19 protein-coding genes are annotated in these 20,353 nt (G+C 63.6%); 3 read left to right on the top strand and 16 right to left on the bottom strand.

Annotation, left to right across the window (positions count from 1 at the left end; translation table 11 throughout):
- Positions 1-3: 3 nt before the first annotated feature.
- The 9 genes from bamC to M0D66_RS13930 all read right to left on the bottom strand — a co-directional run bounded on the left by bamC (position 4) and on the right by M0D66_RS13930 (position 8,353).
- Positions 4-1,143, bottom strand: coding sequence for an outer membrane protein assembly factor BamC (gene bamC, locus M0D66_RS13970; RefSeq protein WP_211706235.1), 1,140 nt, complete (start codon positions 1,141-1,143; stop codon positions 4-6).
- Between the two features lie 129 nt (positions 1,144-1,272).
- Positions 1,273-2,187: a 4-hydroxy-tetrahydrodipicolinate synthase gene (gene dapA / locus M0D66_RS13965; RefSeq protein WP_093633532.1), complete on the bottom strand. Its 915-nt coding sequence runs from the start codon at positions 2,185-2,187 to the stop codon at positions 1,273-1,275.
- Between the two features lie 43 nt (positions 2,188-2,230).
- Positions 2,231-2,842, bottom strand: a complete 612-nt coding sequence (locus M0D66_RS13960) for a bifunctional 2-polyprenyl-6-hydroxyphenol methylase/3-demethylubiquinol 3-O-methyltransferase UbiG (RefSeq protein ID WP_266210908.1) — start codon at positions 2,840-2,842, stop codon at positions 2,231-2,233.
- Between the two features lie 16 nt (positions 2,843-2,858).
- Positions 2,859-4,061, bottom strand: a complete 1,203-nt coding sequence (locus tag M0D66_RS13955; RefSeq protein WP_093633534.1) for a tryptophan--tRNA ligase — start codon at positions 4,059-4,061, stop codon at positions 2,859-2,861.
- 6 nt (positions 4,062-4,067) lie between these two features.
- Entirely contained in the window at positions 4,068-4,730 is a 663-nt protein-coding gene (locus M0D66_RS13950; RefSeq protein WP_093633535.1) for a site-2 protease family protein, read from the bottom strand.
- A gap of 47 nt (positions 4,731-4,777) precedes the next feature.
- Positions 4,778-5,413, bottom strand: coding sequence for an L-threonylcarbamoyladenylate synthase (locus M0D66_RS13945; protein WP_054038207.1), 636 nt, complete (start codon positions 5,411-5,413; stop codon positions 4,778-4,780).
- Between the two features lie 151 nt (positions 5,414-5,564).
- Positions 5,565-6,395: a 3',5'-nucleoside bisphosphate phosphatase gene (locus tag M0D66_RS13940; RefSeq protein WP_211706233.1), complete on the bottom strand. Its 831-nt coding sequence runs from the start codon at positions 6,393-6,395 to the stop codon at positions 5,565-5,567.
- 103 nt (positions 6,396-6,498) lie between these two features.
- Entirely contained in the window at positions 6,499-7,383 is an 885-nt protein-coding gene (locus M0D66_RS13935) for an alpha/beta fold hydrolase (protein WP_093633537.1), read from the bottom strand.
- Positions 7,384-7,468: 85 nt separating this feature from the next.
- Positions 7,469-8,353 carry a ferritin-like domain-containing protein gene (locus M0D66_RS13930; RefSeq protein WP_234486489.1) on the bottom strand — a complete coding sequence of 295 codons (885 nt, stop codon included), beginning with the start codon at positions 8,351-8,353 and terminating at the stop codon, positions 7,469-7,471.
- A gap of 360 nt (positions 8,354-8,713) precedes the next feature.
- On the opposite strand from M0D66_RS13930, the gene M0D66_RS13925 reads away from it, so the two are divergent.
- From M0D66_RS13925 to M0D66_RS13915, 3 genes are all read left to right on the top strand, one after another.
- On the top strand, positions 8,714-9,238 hold the full coding sequence (locus tag M0D66_RS13925) for a gamma carbonic anhydrase family protein (RefSeq protein WP_172173977.1): 525 nt from the start codon (positions 8,714-8,716) through the stop codon (positions 9,236-9,238).
- Between the two features lie 63 nt (positions 9,239-9,301).
- Entirely contained in the window at positions 9,302-10,252 is a 951-nt protein-coding gene (gene hslO / locus M0D66_RS13920) for an Hsp33 family molecular chaperone HslO (protein WP_200565519.1), read from the top strand.
- Positions 10,253-10,422: 170 nt separating this feature from the next.
- Positions 10,423-10,803 carry a hypothetical protein gene (locus tag M0D66_RS13915; RefSeq protein WP_093633540.1) on the top strand — a complete coding sequence of 127 codons (381 nt, stop codon included), beginning with the start codon at positions 10,423-10,425 and terminating at the stop codon, positions 10,801-10,803.
- 155 nt (positions 10,804-10,958) lie between these two features.
- On the opposite strand, the gene ftsB is transcribed toward M0D66_RS13915, so the two are convergent.
- The 7 genes from ftsB to M0D66_RS13880 all read right to left on the bottom strand — a co-directional run bounded on the left by ftsB (position 10,959) and on the right by M0D66_RS13880 (position 20,342).
- Positions 10,959-11,390: a cell division protein FtsB gene (gene ftsB, locus M0D66_RS13910; RefSeq protein ID WP_093633541.1), complete on the bottom strand. Its 432-nt coding sequence runs from the start codon at positions 11,388-11,390 to the stop codon at positions 10,959-10,961.
- 108 nt (positions 11,391-11,498) lie between these two features.
- The gene (gene eno, locus M0D66_RS13905) at positions 11,499-12,782 is read right to left on the bottom strand and encodes a phosphopyruvate hydratase (protein WP_054038196.1); all 1,284 of its coding nucleotides are present in this window, start codon (positions 12,780-12,782) and stop codon (positions 11,499-11,501) included.
- A gap of 170 nt (positions 12,783-12,952) precedes the next feature.
- A complete protein-coding gene (gene kdsA, locus M0D66_RS13900) occupies positions 12,953-13,807 on the bottom strand; it encodes a 3-deoxy-8-phosphooctulonate synthase (RefSeq protein ID WP_093633542.1) in 855 nt (284 codons plus the stop codon).
- Positions 13,804-15,477, bottom strand: a complete 1,674-nt coding sequence (locus M0D66_RS13895; RefSeq protein ID WP_093633543.1) for a CTP synthase — start codon at positions 15,475-15,477, stop codon at positions 13,804-13,806. Before M0D66_RS13895 ends, kdsA begins: the two co-directional genes overlap by 4 nt.
- 152 nt (positions 15,478-15,629) lie before the next feature.
- The gene (locus M0D66_RS13890) at positions 15,630-16,433 is read right to left on the bottom strand and encodes an alpha/beta fold hydrolase (protein WP_093633544.1); all 804 of its coding nucleotides are present in this window, start codon (positions 16,431-16,433) and stop codon (positions 15,630-15,632) included.
- Positions 16,434-16,540: 107 nt separating this feature from the next.
- A complete protein-coding gene (locus M0D66_RS13885) occupies positions 16,541-19,441 on the bottom strand; it encodes a DNA internalization-related competence protein ComEC/Rec2 (protein WP_266210907.1) in 2,901 nt (966 codons plus the stop codon).
- A gap of 112 nt (positions 19,442-19,553) precedes the next feature.
- Positions 19,554-20,342 (bottom strand): TatD family hydrolase, encoded by a 789-nt coding sequence (locus M0D66_RS13880; RefSeq protein ID WP_211706231.1) that lies wholly within the window; start codon positions 20,340-20,342, stop codon positions 19,554-19,556.
- Positions 20,343-20,353 lie beyond the last annotated feature (11 nt).

Below are 20,353 nucleotides of genomic sequence, written 5' to 3'. Positions count from 1 at the left end.
CGCTTAGTTCAGTTGCGCGTGCAGCAACGTCACGATGCGCTGCGCGTCGGACGAGTTATCCACCTGCCCGTTCGCGTCCAGCACCGCCACCTGCGTCACGGTGTCGCCCTTCGAGCGCACATTGACGAGGAATTCCTGACCCGGCTTCTTCGCCGAATTGCCGCTGTAGAACAGCTTGCCGAAGAGCCCTTCCTTCTTCAGTTCCTGCATCGAATCCGCGTAACGCACGTAGTAGATGCCTTTCGCGCGGTCGCGGTTGTCGACCGTGAAGTTGGTGCGGTCAAGCGCGAGACCCACGCGCAGCCATGCACGGTCGAACGATTCCTGCAAGTCGAGCGTCGATGCGCCCGCGCTCTGGTCGATCGTGGCCGGCGCGGTGGCCGAGCGGGCATCGGTCAGGAGTTGCTTCGACTGCGCTTCGGTCAGGCCGAACTTCTGCATCAGCTTGGTCAGGAACAGCGCTTCCAGCGCCGGATCGCGCGGACGTTCTTCCCAGCGCGACGACGTCTTGTCCTGGCCCGTCAGCATTTCTTCCATCGCGCTATGCGTGATCGAGATGTCCGTCGTCTCAGCCGGCCCGCGCGACACGAGCGTGCGGAAGCTGTCGCGGGTGCCCGACGAGTAAGCGAAGTCGATCACCTTGCCGACCGTGCGACGGAACCAGTCGTCCGGAATATTGGCGCGGTTTTCAGCCCAGTCGGTGGTCATGATGCCCGTGGCCGGCGCATCGGTTTTCAGCGCGAAGCCGTTTTCCTGCCAGAACTCCTGCAGCTGCGGCCACAGTTGTTCAGGCGTGCGGCCGTCGACGACCAGCCAGCGACGATCGCCGTCACGCTCGATGTGCATGCCCAGCGGGTCTTGCGCATTCGGCTGGCCTTCGGTGGAATTACCCGCCGCCGTGACCGCGCGTTGCTGCGCGCCGCCCAGTGCCAGGTTGGCCGGCGGCGCAACATAGCGCCCGTCGGTCGGGGCGGTGCTCAGGTCACCCGGAACGGCGAGCGGCGGTGCGCTGCCCGCGCCCTTGTAGTTGACGCGGTCGGAGGCGAACCAGTCGTTCAGCGTGTCACAGCCGGCGAGCGTTACCAGGGCAAGCGCCAGCGCCGCCATGCGGGTTGCGTGGAGGGAAAGTGCGGAACGTTTCATGAGGTCCTTCGTGATGCTGGAACGCGGTGCCTGGTTCTGTGTGCCGGGAACGTGGGCTGGATCGACGTCGGTTAAGGGAATGCCGGTGGCAGGCTTTCTTGAGCGCTGGGGGCGCGGGTTTGAGCCCGCTTAGCCCAACAGACCCGCTTCGCGCAGCGCGCCGCGCACCACTTCGTGGTATTGCGCGTCGAGCGGCGTGAGCGGCAGGCGAATTCCGCCCTGCACACGACCCAATTGCTGCAACGCCCATTTCGCCGGAATCGGATTCGACTCGATGAACAGGTTCTTATGCAGCGACAGGAGTTTCAGATGAATCTCGCGGGCGGTCTTCGCGTCCGCGGCAAGCGCAGCTTTGCACAGATCGCTCATGGCGCGCGGCGCGACGTTCGCGGTAACCGAAATATTACCGTGGCCGCCAAGCAGCATCAGCGCGATCGCCGTGGGATCGTCACCGCTGTAGATGCCGAAATGGGCCGGCGCCGACTTGATCAGGTGCGCGGCGCGATCGATATTGCCGGTCGCTTCCTTCACACCGATGATGCCCGGCACCTGCGCGCAACGCAGAATCGTTTCGTTGCTCATGTCCGCGACCGTGCGGCCCGGCACGTTGTACAGAATCACCGGCAGATCGACGGTTTCGGCGATCTTCGCGAAGTGGCGATAGATGCCTTCCTGGGTCGGCTTGTTGTAGTACGGCACGACCTGCAGCGTAGCGTCCGCGCCGACGTCTTTCGCCTGCTGCGTGAGCTCGATGGCTTCAGTGGTGGAATTGCCGCCCGAGCCCGCGATCACCGGAATCCGGCCCGCTGTGTGCTCGACTGCGGTTTTGACCATCAGCACGTGTTCTTCGACCGACAGCGTGGCCGACTCGCCGCTCGTGCCGACCACGACCAGCGCGTTCGTACCCTCTGCGATATGCCAGTCGATCAGTTTGCGAAACGCCGGCAGATCGAGGCCGCCGTCTTCGAGCATCGGAGTAATGATGGCAGGGATGCTGCCGCGAATCTGAACGCCGCCAGTGCTGCTTTGATTGCCGTTAGTCATGAAACGCCATGAATTTGATCAGGTAAACCGCGATTGTAGCGGATTAGCCAGCCAGCTCGTAACAACGCGGGGGTGCCGCATCTGCACGCTCGGCTGAGCGATCCGCCTCCATAATTGCGCATATCCGCTGGACGTAGGCCGGGCGCGGCTGCGCGAGAAATCCGTCTTGAAATGCGACCACGCGAAGGTGGCCGCGCACCACCTCGAGCAGCTCGCCCGGCGCAAGCAAAAACGCCGGATTAGACGGTTTGCCGACCCTTTCGTTGCCTTGCGCGAAGGTCTCGTAAACCAGTACGCCGCCGGGCGCGAGCGAACTCAACAGCTGAGGAAACAGCGGCCGGTGCAAGTAGTTCGTGACCACGATCGCGGCGAATTTCGCGTCGGCAGGCAAGGGCCATGCGGCGCCTTCGATGTCGGCCGCGAGCGTGGCAATGCGCGGATCGTCGCGCATCAGGTCCAGCGCGGCCGCATCGCGGTCGAGCGCGGTCACCGGATGGCCCAGCGATGCAAAGAAGCGCGCATGCCGCCCGGCCCCCGACGCCACGTCGAGCACCGCGCCGCCCGGCGCGACCAGATGCGCCCAGTGGCGCACCCAGCGCGACGGTTCGCCGTTTCCGTGCGAGGGACCGTCCGACGTGGCAACTGAAGTGCTCATCGCTTCAGCGCCGCGCTCAGTTGTACGACAGGCCCATTGCCTCACGCACGTCGCGCATCGTTTCCGTGGCGAACTTGCGGGCCTTGTCACAGCCGTCGGCGACGATTGCGCGCAACAACGACGGATCGTCCATGTACTTCTGCGCGCGCTCGAGCATCGGCTGCTGCTCGCGCAGAATGCCTTCGATCACCGGCTGCTTGCACTCGAGGCAACCGATACCCGCGCTTCGGCAACCCTTCTGCACCCACTCGTGGGTGGCTTCGTCCGTATACACCTGATGCAGCTGCCACACCGGGCACTTGTCCGGATCGCCCGGATCGGTGCGGCGTACGCGTGCCGGATCGGTCGGCATGGTGCGGACCTTCTTCGTGATCGTTTCCGCGTCTTCGCGCAGGCCGATCGTGTTGCCGTACGACTTCGACATCTTCTGGCCGTCCAGACCCGGCATGCGCGACGCTTCGGTCAGCATGGCCTGCGGTTCGACCAGAATGATCTTGCGCGAGCCTTCGAGGTAGCCGAACAGACGCTCGCGATCGCTCATCGACAGGCTCTGCGATTCCTGCAGCATCGCCCGCGCCTGCTCGAGCGCTTCGTCGTCGCCTTCCTGCTGATAGGCGTTGCGAAGCTCGTGATAAAGCTTGGCGCGCTTGCCGCCCAGCTTCTTCGCGGCTTCATTCGCCTTCTCTTCGAAGCCCGGTTCGCGGCCGTACAGATAGTTGAAGCGGCGCGCGATTTCACGCGTCATTTCGACGTGCGGCACCTGGTCTTCGCCAACCGGCACGAGCGAGCCGCGGTACAGCAGAATGTCCGCCGCCATCAGCACCGGATAACCGAGGAAGCCGTAGGTGGACAGGTCCTTGTCCTTCAGCTTTTCCTGCTGCTCCTTGTAGGTCGGCACGCGTTCGAGCCAGCCGAGCGGTGTGCTCATGCCAAGCAGCAGCGCCAGTTCCGCATGTTCGGGCACCTTGCTCTGAATGAAGAGCGTAGCCTGCGCCGGATCGATGCCCGACGCGAGCCAGTCGATCAGCACGTCCCACACGTTCTTTTCGATCACTTCGGGCGTTTCGTAGTGCGTCGTCAGAGCGTGCCAATCGACCACACAGAAGAAACACGGGTACTCGGACTGCAGCCGCACCCAGTTTTTCAGCACGCCGTGATAGTGGCCGAGGTGCAGCGACCCGGTGGGCCGCATGCCGGAGAAGATACGGTCTGGGAACATGGTTATTTAGAAAAGCGAAACAAGTGGAGTCAGAATTGCGGTAATCGCACCGTAGCCGAGCGTGACGAGCGGGCTCAGCCAATAGCGCGTGAGCGTGCCCGTCATGACGAGCGCCATCACGATGAAAAAGCCGTACGGTTCGAGGCGCGACAACGCGATCGATTGCCGCGGCGGCAACAGCGCCATCAGCACGCGGCCGCCGTCGAGCGGGGGCAGCGGAAACAGGTTGAGCACGCCGAGCACGAGGTTCACGCCGACGCCGGCTGCCGCCATGCGCGTGAAGAAAGGCTCATCAACCCCACCCACGGCAAGTGCAACGCCGATCAGGCCCCACACGAGCGCCTGCACGAAATTGCAGCCCGGTCCGGCGGCCGCGACCCACAGGCTGCCCCAGCGCGGATTGCGCAGATTGCCGAAAGCGACCGGCACGGGCTTCGCATAACCGAACATGAACGCGCCGCTGGTCGCGAAGTACAACAGCAAGGGAATCGCGATCGTGCCGAGCGGATCGATGTGCCGCATCGGATTGACGGAGACGCGGCCGAGCACGTACGCGGTGTTGTCGCCGAGCCAGCGCGCGACGTAGCCATGCGCGGCTTCATGCAGCGTGATCGCGAAAATCACCGGCAACGCGTAAACCGCAATGGTCTGTATCAGGGAAGAATCCATAACTCGCTATTGTAACAACGCGATTGCGTGCGTCTGTCCGCTTTCACTCATGCCGTCTCTTCGAGACCGAAGGGCGCGAGAGAACCGCGCCCTGCCCGCACCAGCACCGGTTCGGCGCCGGTCAGATCGATCACGGTGGATGGTTCGCACACACACGGGCCGCCGTCGATCACCAGGTCCAACTGTTTCTCGAGCCGTTCGCGGATTTCTTCCGGGTCGTTCAGCGGCTGGGTTTCGCCCGGCATGATCAGTGTGGAGCCGAGCAGCGGCTGGCCGAGTTCTTCGAGGATGGCCAGCGTGATCGCGTGCTCCGGCACCCGCAGGCCGATGGTCTTGCGCGACGGGTGCGACAGGCGGCGCGGCACCTCTTTGGTGGCCTGCAACACAAACACGTACGGGCCCGGCGTGACCGACTTGATCAGGCGGTACTGGCGGTTGTCGACCATCGCGAAGTTCGACAGCTCCGAGAGATCGCGCACCAGCAGCGACAACAAGGCCTTCTCGTCGAGTCCGCGAATGCGCCGCAGGCGCTCGACCGCGTCCTTGTCGTCGAGGTGGCAGGCGAGCGCGTAGCTCGAATCCGTCGGCAACGCGACGACGCCGCCGTCATTGATGATCTGCACGGCCTGTTTGACGAGGCGTGGCTGCGGGTTATCCGGATGAAGCCGAAAGTATTGGGACATTTTGACTAACGGTGGCTGCGGGTGACGGCGTGGCTACGGGCGAAAAAGCGGCCGAGAAAGCAGACGGAAAGCCGGGCGGAAGATCGGGCGAAAGCACGCCCCTCGGACGGGGACAGTCGCGCATATCGTGCCGCCGCGGCACGGCGCGCGATCACAGCCAGCGTTCCCAGACGGGCTTGAGATCGGAAGGCAGCGGCGGCAGCGTGCCGAGATCGACACGGCCTTCGCCGGGTGCATGGAAGTCGGAACCGCGCGAAGCTTCGAAGCCAAAGCGGCGCGCGACGTCCGCGTATTCGCGGTACTGATCCGGCGTGTGGCTGCCTGTCACCACTTCGATCGCTTTACCGCCGAGGTCGATGAATTCGGCGAAGAACGCGTCGAATTCGACCGGCGAGTACGCATAGCGCCCCGGGTGCGCGATGATCGCCTCGCCGCCGGCCGCCTGAATCCAGCCGACCGCGTCCGCCAGTTTCGCCCAGCGATGCGACACGTAGCCGGGCTTGCCGTCACCGAGATAGCGGGTGAACACGTCCTGTGTCGAGCTGGCGTAGCCGTTTTCGACCATGAAGCGCGCGAAGTGCGTGCGCGAAATCATGTCCGGGTTCGAGACGTATTTGAGCGCGCCTTGATAGGCGTCGGGGATGCCGAGCGTGGCCAACTGCTCGCCAATCGCTTCGGCGCGCGCGGCGCGGCCGTTACGGGTTCGCGCGAGGCCGTCGATCAGGATCGAACTGGTCGGATCGATGCCGAGCCCGACGATGTGCACGGTGCGCGACGCCCACGTAACCGAAATCTCCACGCCGCTCAGGTAGTCCATGCCGAGCGCCTCAGCGGCGCTGCGCGCTTCGTGCTGGCCACCCAGTTCGTCGTGGTCGGTCAGCGCCCACAGCGTCACGCCGCCCGCGTGCGCGCGGCGCGCAACATCGGCCGGCGCGAACTGGCCGTCGGAAACGGTGGAGTGGCAATGGAGGTCGGCGTTCATCTTTGTCTTGAGAAGGTTCTGCACTCATTTTACTGCAACGCAGTAAATGGCCGCAGCGCTATCTCGCGATAATGGCCCGCGCGCCGAAACCCTTTTGCAAGGTTCAGGCGCAGAAGCCCTCGATCAGCGCGGCTACCTGCTCGGGCTGGTCGTGATGCACCATATGCCCCGCCTCATCGATGATCTTCTCGCGCCAGTTCGGAAAAGCCTGGAAGCGCGCCTTGAACTCGTCGAGCGGAATCTCGCCAGCAATCTGGGCGAGCGTGGGCGAGTTGGCGGCCTCGACGTGCAGCACTTTCGCCGTGACCTTGCGCCAGACGGCCATCACTTCGTCGAGGCGGTACAGCGTCGGCCCGCGCAGTTTGTGCGCCGGATCGGCGAGCAGCATGAAGCGCCCTTCTCCGTCCGGCTTGGACCAATGCTGGGCGAGGAACTCCGCACGCTGCGGAGCGAGGCGCGGGTTGGTCTTGATCAGACGGCCGGCGACGTCGTCGAGCGACGCATAGCGCTTCAACTGGGGCGGATCGCGCAACTCGTCGAGCCAGTTGCGCAGACGCTTGGGCGCTTGCGCCGAGTGCGACGGCGCGAGACCGAAGCCTTCCAGATCGACCACGCGCCGAACCCGTTCCGGCCGCACGCCCGCATACAGGCAGACGATATTCGCGCCCATGCTGTGGCCGACCAGATTGACTTCGCCGGTCGGCGCATAGTGGTCGAGCAACGCGTCCAGGTCGCCGAGGTAATCCTGGATCCAGTAGTTGCCGCCGCCGCGTTCCGCGACCGGCCAGTCCGACAGGCCGAAGCCACGCATATCGGGCGCAATCACCTGCCAGTCGCCGCCCAACGCGTCAACGACGAACTGGAACGACGCCGCCACGTCCATCCAGCCGTGCAGCATGAACAGCATCGGCGCGTCCGGATTGCCCCAGCGCCGCACGTGCAGACGGATGCCGCGCACGGCGACGAATTCAGACCTGGATGTATTCATGAACGGCGCGCCCGAAAAAAGAATGGTCGTTCGATTATAACGAGATAGCCGGAGGATGCGTGGCGTCCGGCTATGGAAAAAGGCTTCAGTTACCCGAGGCTTGAGTGACCGGCGGGGCCGACTGCTCAGCGTCGAGGCCGGCCAGAGCAACCAGCGCAGCCAGTTCGGCCTCGTCGAAGCCGGCGTCGCGACGCGCCTCGAAATTGAACGGACCGCGTAATTTCGGTGCGTGATACTGGTCGGCGAGGCGCGTGTAGGTGGCGTGCGGATCGAGGCCGCCCTCGTCGCACAGATGGCGGAACCAGCGGTTGCCGATCAGCACATGACCGATTTCGTCGCGCAGGATCACGTCGAGAATCGCCGCGGACGCCAGGTCGCCCGCCTGCTGCAGGCGGGCGCGGATCGGCGGCGAGGCGTCGAGGCCGCGTGCTTCGAGGGTGCGTGGCACCAGCGCCATACGCGCCAGCACGTCGGCACGGGTGCGCTCGCACATGTCCCAGAGGCCGTCGTGTGCGGGAAAATCGCCGTAGGCATGGCCGAATTCCGCAAGCCGCGCGACCAGCAGCGAGAAGTGATGGGCCTCTTCGGCGGCGACTTTGAGCCAGTCGGTGTAGAACGCAGCGGGCATGCCGGCAAAGCGCCAGACGGCGTCGAGCGCGAGGTTGATGGCGTTGAATTCGATGTGCGCCAGCGCGTGCAGCAAGACGGCTCGCCCTTCGGGCGATTGCATGCTGCGGCGCTTCAGTTTGCGCGGATCGACCAGTTCCGGACGTGAAGGACGGCCCGGCAGGTCGGTCGGCTCCGCGAGTTCGAGGTCCGCGGAGCATGCGAGGCTGCCTTCGAGCACCGCTGCATATAAGGCGCGTGCTGCGGCTGCCTTGCTTGCCGGATCGATTTCGCGCAATGCGGCCAGCGCCGCGCTGCGCGCGCAGTTCGCGCGATTTGGGCAATGCTCAGGATTCGTCGACATCGGCAGAGCGGGCGGAACAGACGAAGCAGCGGAAATCATGGCAACCAGGTTGGCAAAGGGAATGGCAACAGGCAGGACGGAAGGCGCGACGGTCGCCGAAGCTGGGCGGCGGACGGCTTACAGCACCGCCGAGCGGCCTAAGCACACAACCGTTTACAATACTCGATTCGACCATCTCGCGTGCCTATGGCGCGAGGCCGGCAGGACAGCCCGGTTCATCGGGGGCCTTCTGACCGCTTTTTGGGCGTTTGGCTTTAGTTGCCCTATTTAGCTGCCTCATTTAACGGCCCCATTTCGTAACCGGTTTCGCCGCCCCGGCCCGCCCGCACAGCGTGTAGCGACCGATCAAGAGGAGACAGCGTGACAATTTACAAGCTTGGCGAAGCAGCCCCGACCATCCATGAAAGCGTGTTCGTCGCGGATTCGGCGAACATTATCGGCAATGTGACGCTCGAGGAAAATTCGAGCGTCTGGTTCGGCGCGACGCTTCGCGGCGACAACGAGCCGATCACCCTCGGCGCCGGCAGCAACGTCCAGGAAAACGCGGTGCTGCACACCGACCCGGGCTTCCCGCTGACGATCGAGCCGAATGTGACGATCGGCCACCAGGTCATGCTGCACGGCTGCACGATCAAGGAGGGCTCGCTGATCGGAATTCAGGCCGTGGTCTTGAATGGAGCGGTAATCGGCCGCAACTGTCTGGTCGGAGCGGGCGCCATCGTCACTGAAGGCAAAGTGTTTCCTGACAATTCGCTGATTCTCGGCGCGCCCGCCAAAGTGGTGCGCGAACTGACCGAGACGGATATCGCCAATATGCAGCGCGGCACGGCAAGCTATGCCGAGCGCCGCGAATATTTCAAGGCGCAGCTCGTGCGCATCGGCTAGTCAGCCGGGCGCGCGGCGCGCACGGCGCAGCATCAGGCTGCGTCATTCGACCGAGGAAAAGTTGTGAGCGACCAGTTGCAAAAATTCATGTTCAGCGCGGCGCCGGTGCGCGGCGAGATCGTTTCGCTGCGCAATACGTGGCAGGAAGTGCTGACGCGCCGGGACTATCCGGCGCCCGTCCGGACGATTCTGGGCGAAATGATGGCCGCGTGCGCGCTGCTTTCGGCGAACCTCAAGTTCGACGGCACGCTCGTCATGCAGATTTTCGGCGACGGCCCGGCCAAGATGCTGGTGGTGCAATGTAGCTCCGACCTGTCGATGCGCGCCACCGCCAAGCTCTCCGGCGAAGCGGGCAATACGATCGACGACAGCACCTCCATGATCGACCTGGTCAACGCAAGCGGCCATGGCCGTTGCGTGATCACGCTCGACCCGCGCGACAAGCAGCCCGGCCAGCAGCCGTATCAAAGTATCGTGCCGCTCTCGGGTGTGGACGGCCCGCTCAAGTCGATGTCCGAAGTGCTCGAGCACTACATGCATCACTCGGAGCAGCTCGACACGCGCCTGTGGCTCGCAGCGAACACCGAACGCGCAGTCGGCATGCTGCTGCAAAAGCTACCTGGCGACGGCGGCATCGTCCCGCACCCGGGCGATCTGGATGCGGACACGTGGGAGCGCGTCTGTACGCTGGGCGGCACGATGTCGCAAGACGAACTGCTGAAAGAAGAACCGGCAACGATTTTCCGCCGTCTGTTCTGGCAGGAGAACGTGCAGCATTTCGAACCGGCTACAACGCGCTTCGAATGCAGCTGTTCGCGCGAAAAAGTCGGCGCGATGCTGAAGATGCTCGGCCGCGAAGAAGTGGACGGAGTGATCGAAGAGCGTGGTCACGTCGAGATTCATTGCGAATTCTGTAATCAACGGTACGAATTCGATCCGGTCGATGTGGCGCAACTTTTCGTCGCGAATGCGCTCTCACAAGGCGTGACACCGGCGGCCGACCAGCGGCACTGAAGCGGCCAGGCGGCTGCGCGTTAAACGTGCTTTACAGGCAGTAAAATGACGCGTCGCCTGCTGCTTTTTTTGGGGCTTGGGCGGCGCGTTATCGTCGATCGTTGAGTTGGATCCCGGGCGGTGCGCGTTGCGCAAGTTTTGCTTAGGCATCCGACCGATGGAGATCAAAAATGAACATTCCTACTTCGCTCAAGCATTGCATACGCTCGTTGACCGTGCTGGCAGTCATCGCCGGCAGCGCCGCGCTTACGGGTTGCGTGATGGACCCACCGGGGCCATCGCCGATTTATAGCCGCCTGCCGGCCGACCAGTCGGGTATGGCCAGCACCGCCCGCCCGCTCACGCCGGAAGAACGCCAGCGCTATGATGCGATCGACCGTCAGGTGCTCTCCGATCAGAATCAGGCCATTGCCGCCGAGAACGCGGCTCAAGCGTACTCGCGTTATTACTCGCCGCCTGTCAGCGTGTACGGCAGCTATTACGGCGGGGGCTGGGGGCACGGCTGGGGTACGGGTGTCGGCGTAGGCTACTCGCCGTATTGGGGCTGGTAAGCCGAAACTGGCACGCCTAAAGTGAGGCATTAACGATGCGGCGATTGAGAGGTATGCCGTTCTTCTTATTCCAATGCCGATAAAAAAGCCGCCCCACGGGCGGCTTTTTTTCTTTCTACGCGCTTTTACGCTCGCGTTTTCGTTCGTTTCTGCGCTCAGTGCGCGGGCTTCTTCTCTGCCGACGCTTTGCCGCCATGCTTGCGATCCGGCTTCGCGCGCGACTCCGGGTTCGGCACCATATGCAGCGGCGCCGCCGACACCACGCCACGCGTAGACGTGGTAACCGAAGGCGTGTTCGCAGCCGGCAACGGCGCGTTCGGCGCAACGAACTGCACGAACACTTCGCTGTCCTTCACCATGCCCATTTCGTAACGCGCCCGCTCTTCCACCGCCGCGGTGCCGTTCTGCAAATCCTGGACTTCGCCTTCGATACGCTCATTGCGCAGCTTCGAGTCGGCATTCTTCTGCAGTTGCTGCGCCAGTTGCTGCTGCAACTCGTGCACGCGCAACCAGCCGCCATGCCCCCACCAGAGCGGATACTGGATGAGCGCCAGCAGAACGATCAGGACAGCAGTGACAAGCCGCATGAAGTAAGCACAATAAATACACGCCGCCCTGCGCTATACGCAGGGCGGCGGGGTCAATCAGAAACGAAAGATAACCGGTTCATCGGTCAGCGCTAGCGAACAATCCATTTAGCGCAGATTGTAGAACGCCGACTTGCCCGGATAGCTGGCGATATCACCGAGGTCTTCTTCGATGCGCAGCAACTGGTTGTACTTCGAGATCCGGTCCGAACGCGACAGCGAACCCGTCTTGATCTGACCGGCATTCAGGCCGACCGCGATATCCGCGATCGTCGAATCTTCGGTCTCACCCGAGCGGTGCGAGATCACGGCCGTGTAGCCGGCGCGCTTCGCCATTTCGATCGCCGCGAAGGTTTCCGTCAGCGTACCGATCTGGTTGATCTTGATCAGGATCGAGTTGGCGATGCCCTTCTCGATGCCTTCCTTCAGGATGCGCGTGTTGGTGACGAACAGGTCGTCGCCCACCAGTTGCACCTTCTTGCCGAGCTTGTCGGTCAGGATCTTCCAGCCGGCCCAGTCGCTTTCGTGCATGCCGTCTTCGATCGAAACGATCGGGAACTTGTCGGCGAGGTTCGCGAGATAGTCAGCGAATTCCGTCGACGACAGTTGCAGGCCTTCGCCCGCCAGCTGGTACTTGCCGTCGTGGTAGAACTCGCTCGCTGCGCAGTCGAGCGCGAGCAGCACGTCTTCACCGGCGCGGTAGCCCGCCTTTTCGATAGCTTGCAGGATGGTCGACAGGCATTCGTCGTTGCTGCCGAAGTTCGGTGCGAAACCGCCTTCGTCGCCCACGGCCGTGCTCATGCCGCGGTCGCTCAGGATCTTCTTCAGCGCGTGGAACACTTCGGCGCCGCAGCGCAGTGCTTCGCGGAAGGTCGGCTGGCTGACCGGCACAATCATGAATTCCTGGATGTCCAGGCTGTTGTTCGCGTGCGCGCCGCCGTTGACGATGTTCATCATCGGCACCGGCAATTGCATCGCGCCCGAGCCGCCGAAGTAGCGGTACAGCGGCAGGCCGGCTTCTTCAGCAGCAGCCTTCGCGACGGCCATCGACACAGCCAGCATCGCGTTCGCGCCGAGGCGCGACTTGTTGTCCGTGCCGTCGAGTTCCAGAAGGGTCTTGTCGAGGAAGGCCTGCTCGGAAGCGTCGAGGCCCATGATCGCTTCGGAGATTTCGGTGTTGATATGCTCGACAGCCTTCAGCACGCCCTTGCCACCGTAACGGCCGGCTTCGCCGTCCCGCAGTTCGATCGCTTCGCGCGAGCCCGTCGATGCACCCGACGGCACCGCAGCGCGGCCCATCGTGCCCGACTCGAGCAGCACGTCGCATTCGACGGTGGGGTTGCCTCGCGAATCGAGAATCTCTCGACCGATGATATCTACGATAGCACTCATGGTTTCCTCAAGAAATGACGTTGAATTCTTTACTGTGAAACTGCACCGGTCTCCCCAGCACACTACGCGCCCCGATGCTTTCGACGACCATTGCGTGCATTCGCCGCGTGCCAACTGAGCCGATCGGGCCAATTATGCGCGCCGATCGTGACACCCCGCGAACGCCTGAATCAGTTGAAATCGCTTTCGAGGAACGGCGCGCGCTTGACGGCCTGATCGAGCGTCACCAGCGTTTCGAGCAGATCGGCCATGCGATGCAACGGCACCGCGTTCGGGCCGTCCGACTTGGCTTCCGAAGGCTTCGGATGGGTTTCCATGAAGAGACCCGAGACGCCGACGGCAACCGCGGCGCGCGCCAGCACCGGCACGAATTCGCGCTGACCGCCCGAGCTCGTGCCCTGCCCGCCCGGCAACTGCACCGAGTGGGTGGCGTCGAACACGATTGGCGCGTTGGTTTCGCGCATGATCGCAAGCGATCGCATGTCCGACACGAGGTTGTTATAGCCGAACGACACGCCGCGTTCGCACGCCATGAAGCGGTCTTCCGAGAGACCGGCTTCACGCGCCGCATCACGCGCCTTGTCGATCACGTTCTTCATGTCGTGCGGTGCGAGAAACTGGCCTTTCTTGATGTTGACCGGTTTGCCCGAACGCGCGCAAGCGTGGATGAAGTCCGTTTGACGGCACAGGAAAGCAGGCGTTTGCAGGACGTCGACCACCGACGCAACCTGCTCGATCTCGTGCTCGGCGTGCACGTCGGTCAGCACCGGCAAACCGAGCTGACGCTTCACTTCCGACAGAATGCGCAAACCTTCGTCCATGCCCAGACCGCGGAACGACTTGCCGCTGCTGCGGTTGGCCTTGTCGTACGACGATTTGTAGATGAACGGAATGTTCAGCTTCGCGCAGATTTCCTTCAGCCGGCCCGCCGTGTCGATCGTCATCTGTTCGGATTCGACGACACAGGTGCCCGCGATCAGGAAAAACGGCTTGTCGAGCCCGATTTCGAAATCGCCCAGTTTCATGCTTTCTCCCCAACTTCCGTCGCCACGCGCGGCTGCTGATGCGCGAGCGCCGCTTCGACAAACGACTTGAACAGCGGATGGCCATCACGCGGCGTGGACGTGAATTCCGGGTGGAACTGCACGCCGACGAACCACGGGTGCATGCTGCGCGGCAATTCCATCATTTCCGGCAGATCTTCACTCGGGGTACGGGCGCTGATGATAAGGCCACCGGCTTCGAGCTGGGGCACGAAGCGGTTATTGACTTCATAACGGTGACGATGGCGTTCGTTCACATCCTTGCCATAGATCTCTTCGGCCATCGTGCCGGGTTTGATCGGGCAGCGTTGCGAACCGAGGCGCATCGTGCCGCCCAGATCCGATTCTTCGGTGCGCTTCTCGACCTTGCCTTCACGGTCGTACCACTCGGTGATCAGTGCGACCACGCGGTTTTCGGTTTCCTGATCGAACTCGGTGCTGTTCGCATCTTTCAGGCCGACCACGTCGCGGGCGAATTCGATCACAGCCAGTTGCATGCCGAGGCAGATGCCGAGATACGGCACCTTCGCTTCGCGTGCGTAGCGGATCGCAGCGATCTTGCCTTCGGTGCCGCGACGACCGAAGCCACCCGGCACGAGCACCGCATCCAGATGCTTGAGGCTCTCGACGCCTTGCGTCTCGATCTCTTCCGAATCGATGTACTCGATGTTGACCTTGGTCGACGTATGCATCGACGCATGGCGCAGCGCTTCGATCAGCGACTTGTACGACTCGGTCAGATCGACATACTTGCCGACCATGCCGATCGTGACTTCGTGCTTCGGGTTCTCGAGCTTTTCGACGAGATCGGACCACATTGCCAGGTCGGCCGGCTTCGGCGTGAGCTTGAGCTCTTCGCAGATGATCGCGTCCAGACCCTGGTCGTGCAGCATTTGCGGGATCTTGTAGATGCTGTCGGCGTCCCACACGGAAATCACCGCGTCTTCCGGCACGTTCGAGAACATCGAGATCTTCGCGCGCTCGTCGTCCGGAATGCGGCGGTCGGCGCGGCACAGCAGCACGTGCGGCGAAATACCGATTTCACGCAGCTTCTGCACGCTGTGTTGGGTAGGCTTGGTTTTCAGCTCGCCTGCGGTGGCGACCCAAGGCACCAGTGTGAGGTGCACGAAGCACGCGCTGTTGCGGCCCATGCGCAGGCTCATCTGACGTGCGGCCTCGAGGAACGGCAGCGATTCGATGTCGCCCACGGTGCCGCCTACTTCGACGATGGCGACGTCCGGCTCACCGCACGTCGCGGAAGCCGCGCCGCGTTCGATGAACGCCTGGATTTCGTTCGTGATATGCGGAATGACCTGCACCGTCTTGCCAAGATAGTCGCCGCGGCGTTCCTTGCGGATCACCGATTCGTAAATCTGGCCTGTGGTGAAGTTGTTGGCCTTGCGCATCTTCGTGCTGATGAAGCGCTCATAGTGGCCAAGGTCGAGGTCAGTCTCCGCTCCGTCTTCCGTCACGAACACTTCGCCGTGTTGAAACGGACTCATCGTGCCGGGGTCGACGTTGATGTAGGGATCGAGCTTGAGGAGGGTGACTTTAAGACCGCGCGATTCGAGGATCGCGGCGAGGGAAGCGGCGGCAATACCCTTGCCGAGGGAAGATACTACGCCGCCGGTGACGAAAACATATTTGGTCATCGCTGGATGCTCGCGGGAAAAACGGATTATACCGTAAAGCAGGGTCTCAACCCAGCAAAATCCGAGCGACATCTGCACGTACCGATGCTACGGCGGCAGCAATTGCCGTGCGCCGATCATGCACCGTTTTTTTGCCCCGGCGAGGCGTGCGGTCAGGCGCCCCGCTCCAGTTCGCGCAGCATCCGCTGCACCGCGCGCGCGGTTTCGAGTGGTTTTTCCATCGGATACAGATGGCTGCCTTCGATCCATTCCACATGACCGCCAGTCGCGCGGCGCGTGGCGTCCAGACCCGCCTGGCGCACCTCCTTCGAACGCGTGCCGGCGATGAAGCCCACCGGCACCGGGGCGCCGCGCGCAAGCCGGGGGCCGAGCGTATGCGGCAAGGTCTTGTAGATCTGATACTCAGTGCGCCGGTCGAAAGCGAGCGAACGACCGCCGTCGAGCGAGCTCTGCGGGATGCCGAAGTCGATGTAGTCGGACAGCATGCGCTCGTCCCAGCGCGCGAACGCCGGCTTTGAGTGGAAATGCCGCCATGCTTCGTCACGGCTCGCCCACTGCGTGCGACGCGTGCGGGTCGCGGCCGCCGGCGACAGGCGCTCGTCGAGTCCGGTCCATTGCGATACGCGCAGCATGCTGCTGCGCCAGCCCGCGATTACCGGCGAATCGAGCATCACCACGCCCCTCACCCACTGCGGCTTTTTCAACGCGGCCATCAGCGACAGATAGCCGCCCAGCGAATGGCCGACCAGCCACACCGGCTGCTCGTACGAGCGGCCGATGTCGTCGAGCAATTGCTCGACCAGATGCGGCCAGTCTTGCGTGACGGGATAACGCGCGTCGTGACCGATGCGCTCGATCGAGCGCAGTTCATAGTCGTCGGCGAGTTCGGCGAAGATCGTCCGGTAGGTCGACGCCGGAAAACCGTTCGCGTGCGAGAAGTGGATGATGTTTTTCAACTGCGACTATCTCCGTTCTGTTTTGGCACGCCGGATTGGCTCCTGGCTTTTCATCCTGGTTCCAAGTCCAGCGGCGCGTTTGTTCTATCTGTACGGTCAGTGATCCATCAGCGATCCATCCAGTAGCGGCGTTGCGTGTCGCGATAGCGTTCGAGCGTCAGTGCGGCGCTGTTCAGGTCTGGGGCGGTTCCCGTGCTGACTCCCGGGCTTCCCTCGGGCGCGACGCTCAGGTTGAGACCTGGGCCGAAATCCATTTTGGAATCCGGGCTCACATCGACCCGCACCGCGCCGTCCGCATCGCTGCGCGCAAGCTCGATGTGCCGTGCCTTGTAACGCTCGAACACACCCGTATTCGGATGATGAAATCGGTTGCGATAGCCTACCTGAAATAGCGCGACGAGCGGGTCGATAGAGTCGAGGAACGGCTCGGTCGACGAGGTCTTGCTCCCGTGATGTGGCACGACCAGCACCTGGGCGCGCAACGCGTCGCGATCGCGCGCGAGCAGGATGCGTTCGACCGGCGCTTCGATGTCGGCCGTCAGCAAGGCAGTTATGCGTATTGGCGTCGGTTTAACATTTTCGGCCGGCATGCTCTCGGGGGCCGCTCGGCCCTGCGCAAGCGTCATGCTCACCGCGGCCGGCAGGTTCGTCGTGGCAGGCAACCTCGCCTCAGCAGACACCGTACTCACCCGCAACACGCAGCAATGCGCGTTCGGCTTGCCTTGCAGCGGCCCGGGATCGGGCCAGAGCATCGCGAACTCGACGCCGTCCCACTGCCAGCGCTGCCCCGCCGCACAGGGCAGCGTATCCGCGCCGCGTTGCCTTGCGTTCGACCACAACGGATTCGCCGGCGCCAACGCCGCCATCATTTGACGCACCTCGATCGCGTCCAGTACAGCCGGTGCGCCGCCCGAGTGGTCAGAGTCGGCGTGGCTGATGAGCAGCGTATCGAGCGTCCTGACGCCATGCGCCTGCAAAAACGGCACGACAACCCGTTCTCCAGCGTGCGTCGATTCAGGCCCCGGCCCGGCGTCGAACAACAGCGCATGGTGCGCGGTTTCGACCAGCACGGAGGTGCCTTGACCGACGTCGAGCGCCGTCAGACGGAAGCTGCCATTCGGCGGGCCGGGCGGCGCCGGTAGCAGCAGTGGCAGCCACGTCAGCGGTGCGGCCCAGCGCAGCGGCCAGCCGCGCGGCGCCAGACACCAGAGAACGCCTACCGCCGCCGCGGCAAGGGTCCACGCGTCCGGCTGCGGCAATCGCCAGAGCGTCCATGCCGGGCCGGACAGCATCTGCAAGCCTGCGGCGAGCAGGTCGAGCAAGGTGTGCGCGGCGCGAAAGGCGTAGGCATCGAATGGCGCGGGCAACGCGACGCCCGCCAAAACCGCCGGCGTCACCAGCAGGCTCACCCATGGAATCGCGAAAGCATTCGCAAGCGGGCCGATTAGTGGAATCTGCGCGAACCAGTAAACGGTGAGCGGCGCAAGCGCGACCGTTACCGCGAACTGCACATGCGCGGCGCTGCGCAGGCGCTCACCGAAAGCGCGAACGCGACGGCACAGGCCGGACCACAGGCGCGAGAGCCTTGTCGGCGTCACGACGCCTTCACCTTCTTCGTCACGGCGCTGCTCATGATCCTGCACACGAGGCCGCCCCGACATCGCGAACAGAATCGCAGCCACCGCGCAGAACGACAACCAGAATCCCGCCGACACGACCGCCCAAGGATCAATCAGCAGCACCAACCCCAAGGCCCACGCCAACACCACCGATCGCGCGACGTTGCGCCCACTGATAAACGCGAGCGCAACGACACCCGCCATCCACAACGCACGCTGCGCCGGCACGTTGAACCCGGCCAACGCCGCATGCAGCCCCGCGAACAACGCGCCGCCCGCCACCGCGACGACCTGCGCTGGCAGCAGCAACGGCCAGTTGCGACCGATGAACCCCGAGCGCCGCCACACCGCTCCAGCGAGCCACGCCGCCAGTCCCGCTACAAAACCAATATGCAAGCCAGAAATCGCCACCAGATGACTGGTGCCCGTGCCGCGCATCAACAGCCAGTCGGCCGCGCTGACTTCGTCCTGCGCGCCGATGGCGAGCGCCACCACGATCCCACGATGTGGCGCGTCGGCGAGCACCGTGCCGATGCGCGCCCGCAGCGCGGCGCGCCAGCGATCGACCGTCACGCCTACGCCATGTGCGTTGCCAGGCAAACGCACGGCGTGAGCCGGTGCGCTCACATAGCCGGTGGCGCGTACATTGCGCGCCAGCAAGCTGGCTTCGGCATCGCGCACGCCAAAGTTCGCATTGCCGTGCGGACGTTTGAGCCGCACGGTCAGCCGCCAGCGTTCGCCTGGTTCGAGCAACGGCGCAGGCGCATCTTCCGCAATCCACGACAGTTGGATCACGCGTGGAAACGCGGCGATCGGTGCATTCGCCGACTCGACTTCGAAGAGGAAACGCGCCCCCTTTTCATTGCGTGACGGCAGCCCCTTGATACTGCCGACGACGTCGATATCGCGCCCCTCCCACGCGCTCGGCAAGCTCACCGCGAGCCGAGTTTCTGCGCGCCAGGCAGCATAGCCAAAGCCCACACATAAGGCCGCAATCCACACCGCACTCCAGCCCACGCCCGAACGCAAGCGCGCGCTGAACAAGACGCGCCTCACGCGCGAATTCACGACTGCCGCACGCGTGTCCGCGACCACAGAAGCACCCCAGCGCAATCCGCCCGACACATCGCGACACACCTCGCCCGAGGAGTCGCAGCACACCCCGTCCGGCGCGTTGCCGCACACCCTGTCGGGAGAATCGACGCACGCTTTCTCCGAAGAACCGCAACTCACTTCGCCATAAGAGCCACGGCGCAATCCCCACGCCGCCATGAGAATCGCAACGCACCCAAGCAGCACCAGCACGCACCATCCACCCCCATCCGGCAACACCGCCTGCCGCTGCAGCCAGAACACGCCCAACGCAAACCCGCACCACCATGCCCGCATCCGCCCTCCGCCCAGCCATCGCCGGACGGCGCAACGCACAGCGAGCAGGCGTCAGCAATCCCGCCAGGCATGTGTTCCGCCCGGCGCGAATCACTCAAACCATCGCGTTCAATTATGCAGAGGAAAGTGCGAGCCGCGGCAGCGCGGCGAGCGCGTTAGCCGTTGTGCCTAGGGCGGTTTCGTCGGCGCTCATGCCGCGCAGTTGCGCGAGGCCCGCGCCGATGGCCGGAATCTGATCCGGCGAGTTGCGCTGTTTGTACATCCAGGAAGGCGCGATGTCCGGCGCGTCGGTCTCGACGACCAGCGCATCGAACGGCAATTGCTCGGCAAGACGGCGGATTTGCCGCGCTCGTTCGAAGGTCAGATTGCCACCGAAACCGAGATGCATGCCCTGGTCGATATACGCCTGAGCCTGCTGGAAACTACCGTTGAAAGCGTGTGCGATGCCGCGATGGATCTGATGCCGCCGCAACCCTTTGATCACCTGATCCTGCGATTTGCGCACGTGGCAAATCACCGGCAGATCGAACTCGCGCGCCAGTTGAAGTTGACCGTTGTAGAAGAACTGCTGGCGCACATCGTCGAGACCTTCGACGAAATAATCGAGGCCGATCTCGCCGATGCCGACGAACAGCGGATCGTCGAGACTCGCCTCGATTTCCATGCGCAGCAGGTCGAGATCGCTGTCCTGCGCGCCCGGCGTAAAAAGTGGATGAATGCCCAGCGCATACGCGCCGCCATCGACACGGTGCGCGAGTTCACGCACCGTCGTGAAGTTCTCGCGACCGATCGCGGGAATCACGATACGCCCCACGCCCACTCGACGCGCCGCATCGGCGACTTCGTCGCGATCGGCGTTGAATTCCGAAGCGTCGAGATGGCAGTGCGTATCGATCCACATGGCGCGCCTCG

Source organism: Paraburkholderia sp. SECH2 (assembly GCF_030464795.1).
Taxonomy (GTDB): Bacteria; Pseudomonadota; Gammaproteobacteria; order Burkholderiales; family Burkholderiaceae; genus Paraburkholderia; species Paraburkholderia aspalathi.
This window is presented reverse-complemented; position numbering and strand designations above follow the sequence as displayed.

Coding starts and splice junctions, on each gene's coding strand:
- M0D66_RS13915 (WP_093633540.1), top strand. CDS start 10,423: ATGAACATTCCTACTTCGCTCAAGCATTGCATACGCTCGTTGACCGTG.
- M0D66_RS13950 (WP_093633535.1), bottom strand. CDS start 4,730: ATGGATTCTTCCCTGATACAGACCATTGCGGTTTACGCGTTGCCGGTG.
- M0D66_RS13930 (WP_234486489.1), bottom strand. CDS start 8,353: ATGTCGACGAATCCTGAGCATTGCCCAAATCGCGCGAACTGCGCGCGC.
- dapA (WP_093633532.1), bottom strand. CDS start 2,187: ATGACTAACGGCAATCAAAGCAGCACTGGCGGCGTTCAGATTCGCGGC.
- M0D66_RS13960 (WP_266210908.1), bottom strand. CDS start 2,842: ATGAGCACTTCAGTTGCCACGTCGGACGGTCCCTCGCACGGAAACGGC.
- kdsA (WP_093633542.1), bottom strand. CDS start 13,807: ATGAAACTGGGCGATTTCGAAATCGGGCTCGACAAGCCGTTTTTCCTG.
- M0D66_RS13935 (WP_093633537.1), bottom strand. CDS start 7,383: ATGAATACATCCAGGTCTGAATTCGTCGCCGTGCGCGGCATCCGTCTG.
- M0D66_RS13895 (WP_093633543.1), bottom strand. CDS start 15,477: ATGACCAAATATGTTTTCGTCACCGGCGGCGTAGTATCTTCCCTCGGC.
- M0D66_RS13940 (WP_211706233.1), bottom strand. CDS start 6,395: ATGAACGCCGACCTCCATTGCCACTCCACCGTTTCCGACGGCCAGTTC.
- M0D66_RS13885 (WP_266210907.1), bottom strand. CDS start 19,441: ATGCGGGCATGGTGGTGCGGGTTTGCGTTGGGCGTGTTCTGGCTGCAG.
- eno (WP_054038196.1), bottom strand. CDS start 12,782: ATGAGTGCTATCGTAGATATCATCGGTCGAGAGATTCTCGATTCGCGA.
- M0D66_RS13880 (WP_211706231.1), bottom strand. CDS start 20,342: ATGTGGATCGATACGCACTGCCATCTCGACGCTTCGGAATTCAACGCC.
- ftsB (WP_093633541.1), bottom strand. CDS start 11,390: ATGCGGCTTGTCACTGCTGTCCTGATCGTTCTGCTGGCGCTCATCCAG.
- bamC (WP_211706235.1), bottom strand. CDS start 1,143: ATGAAACGTTCCGCACTTTCCCTCCACGCAACCCGCATGGCGGCGCTG.
- M0D66_RS13945 (WP_054038207.1), bottom strand. CDS start 5,413: ATGTCCCAATACTTTCGGCTTCATCCGGATAACCCGCAGCCACGCCTC.
- M0D66_RS13955 (WP_093633534.1), bottom strand. CDS start 4,061: ATGTTCCCAGACCGTATCTTCTCCGGCATGCGGCCCACCGGGTCGCTG.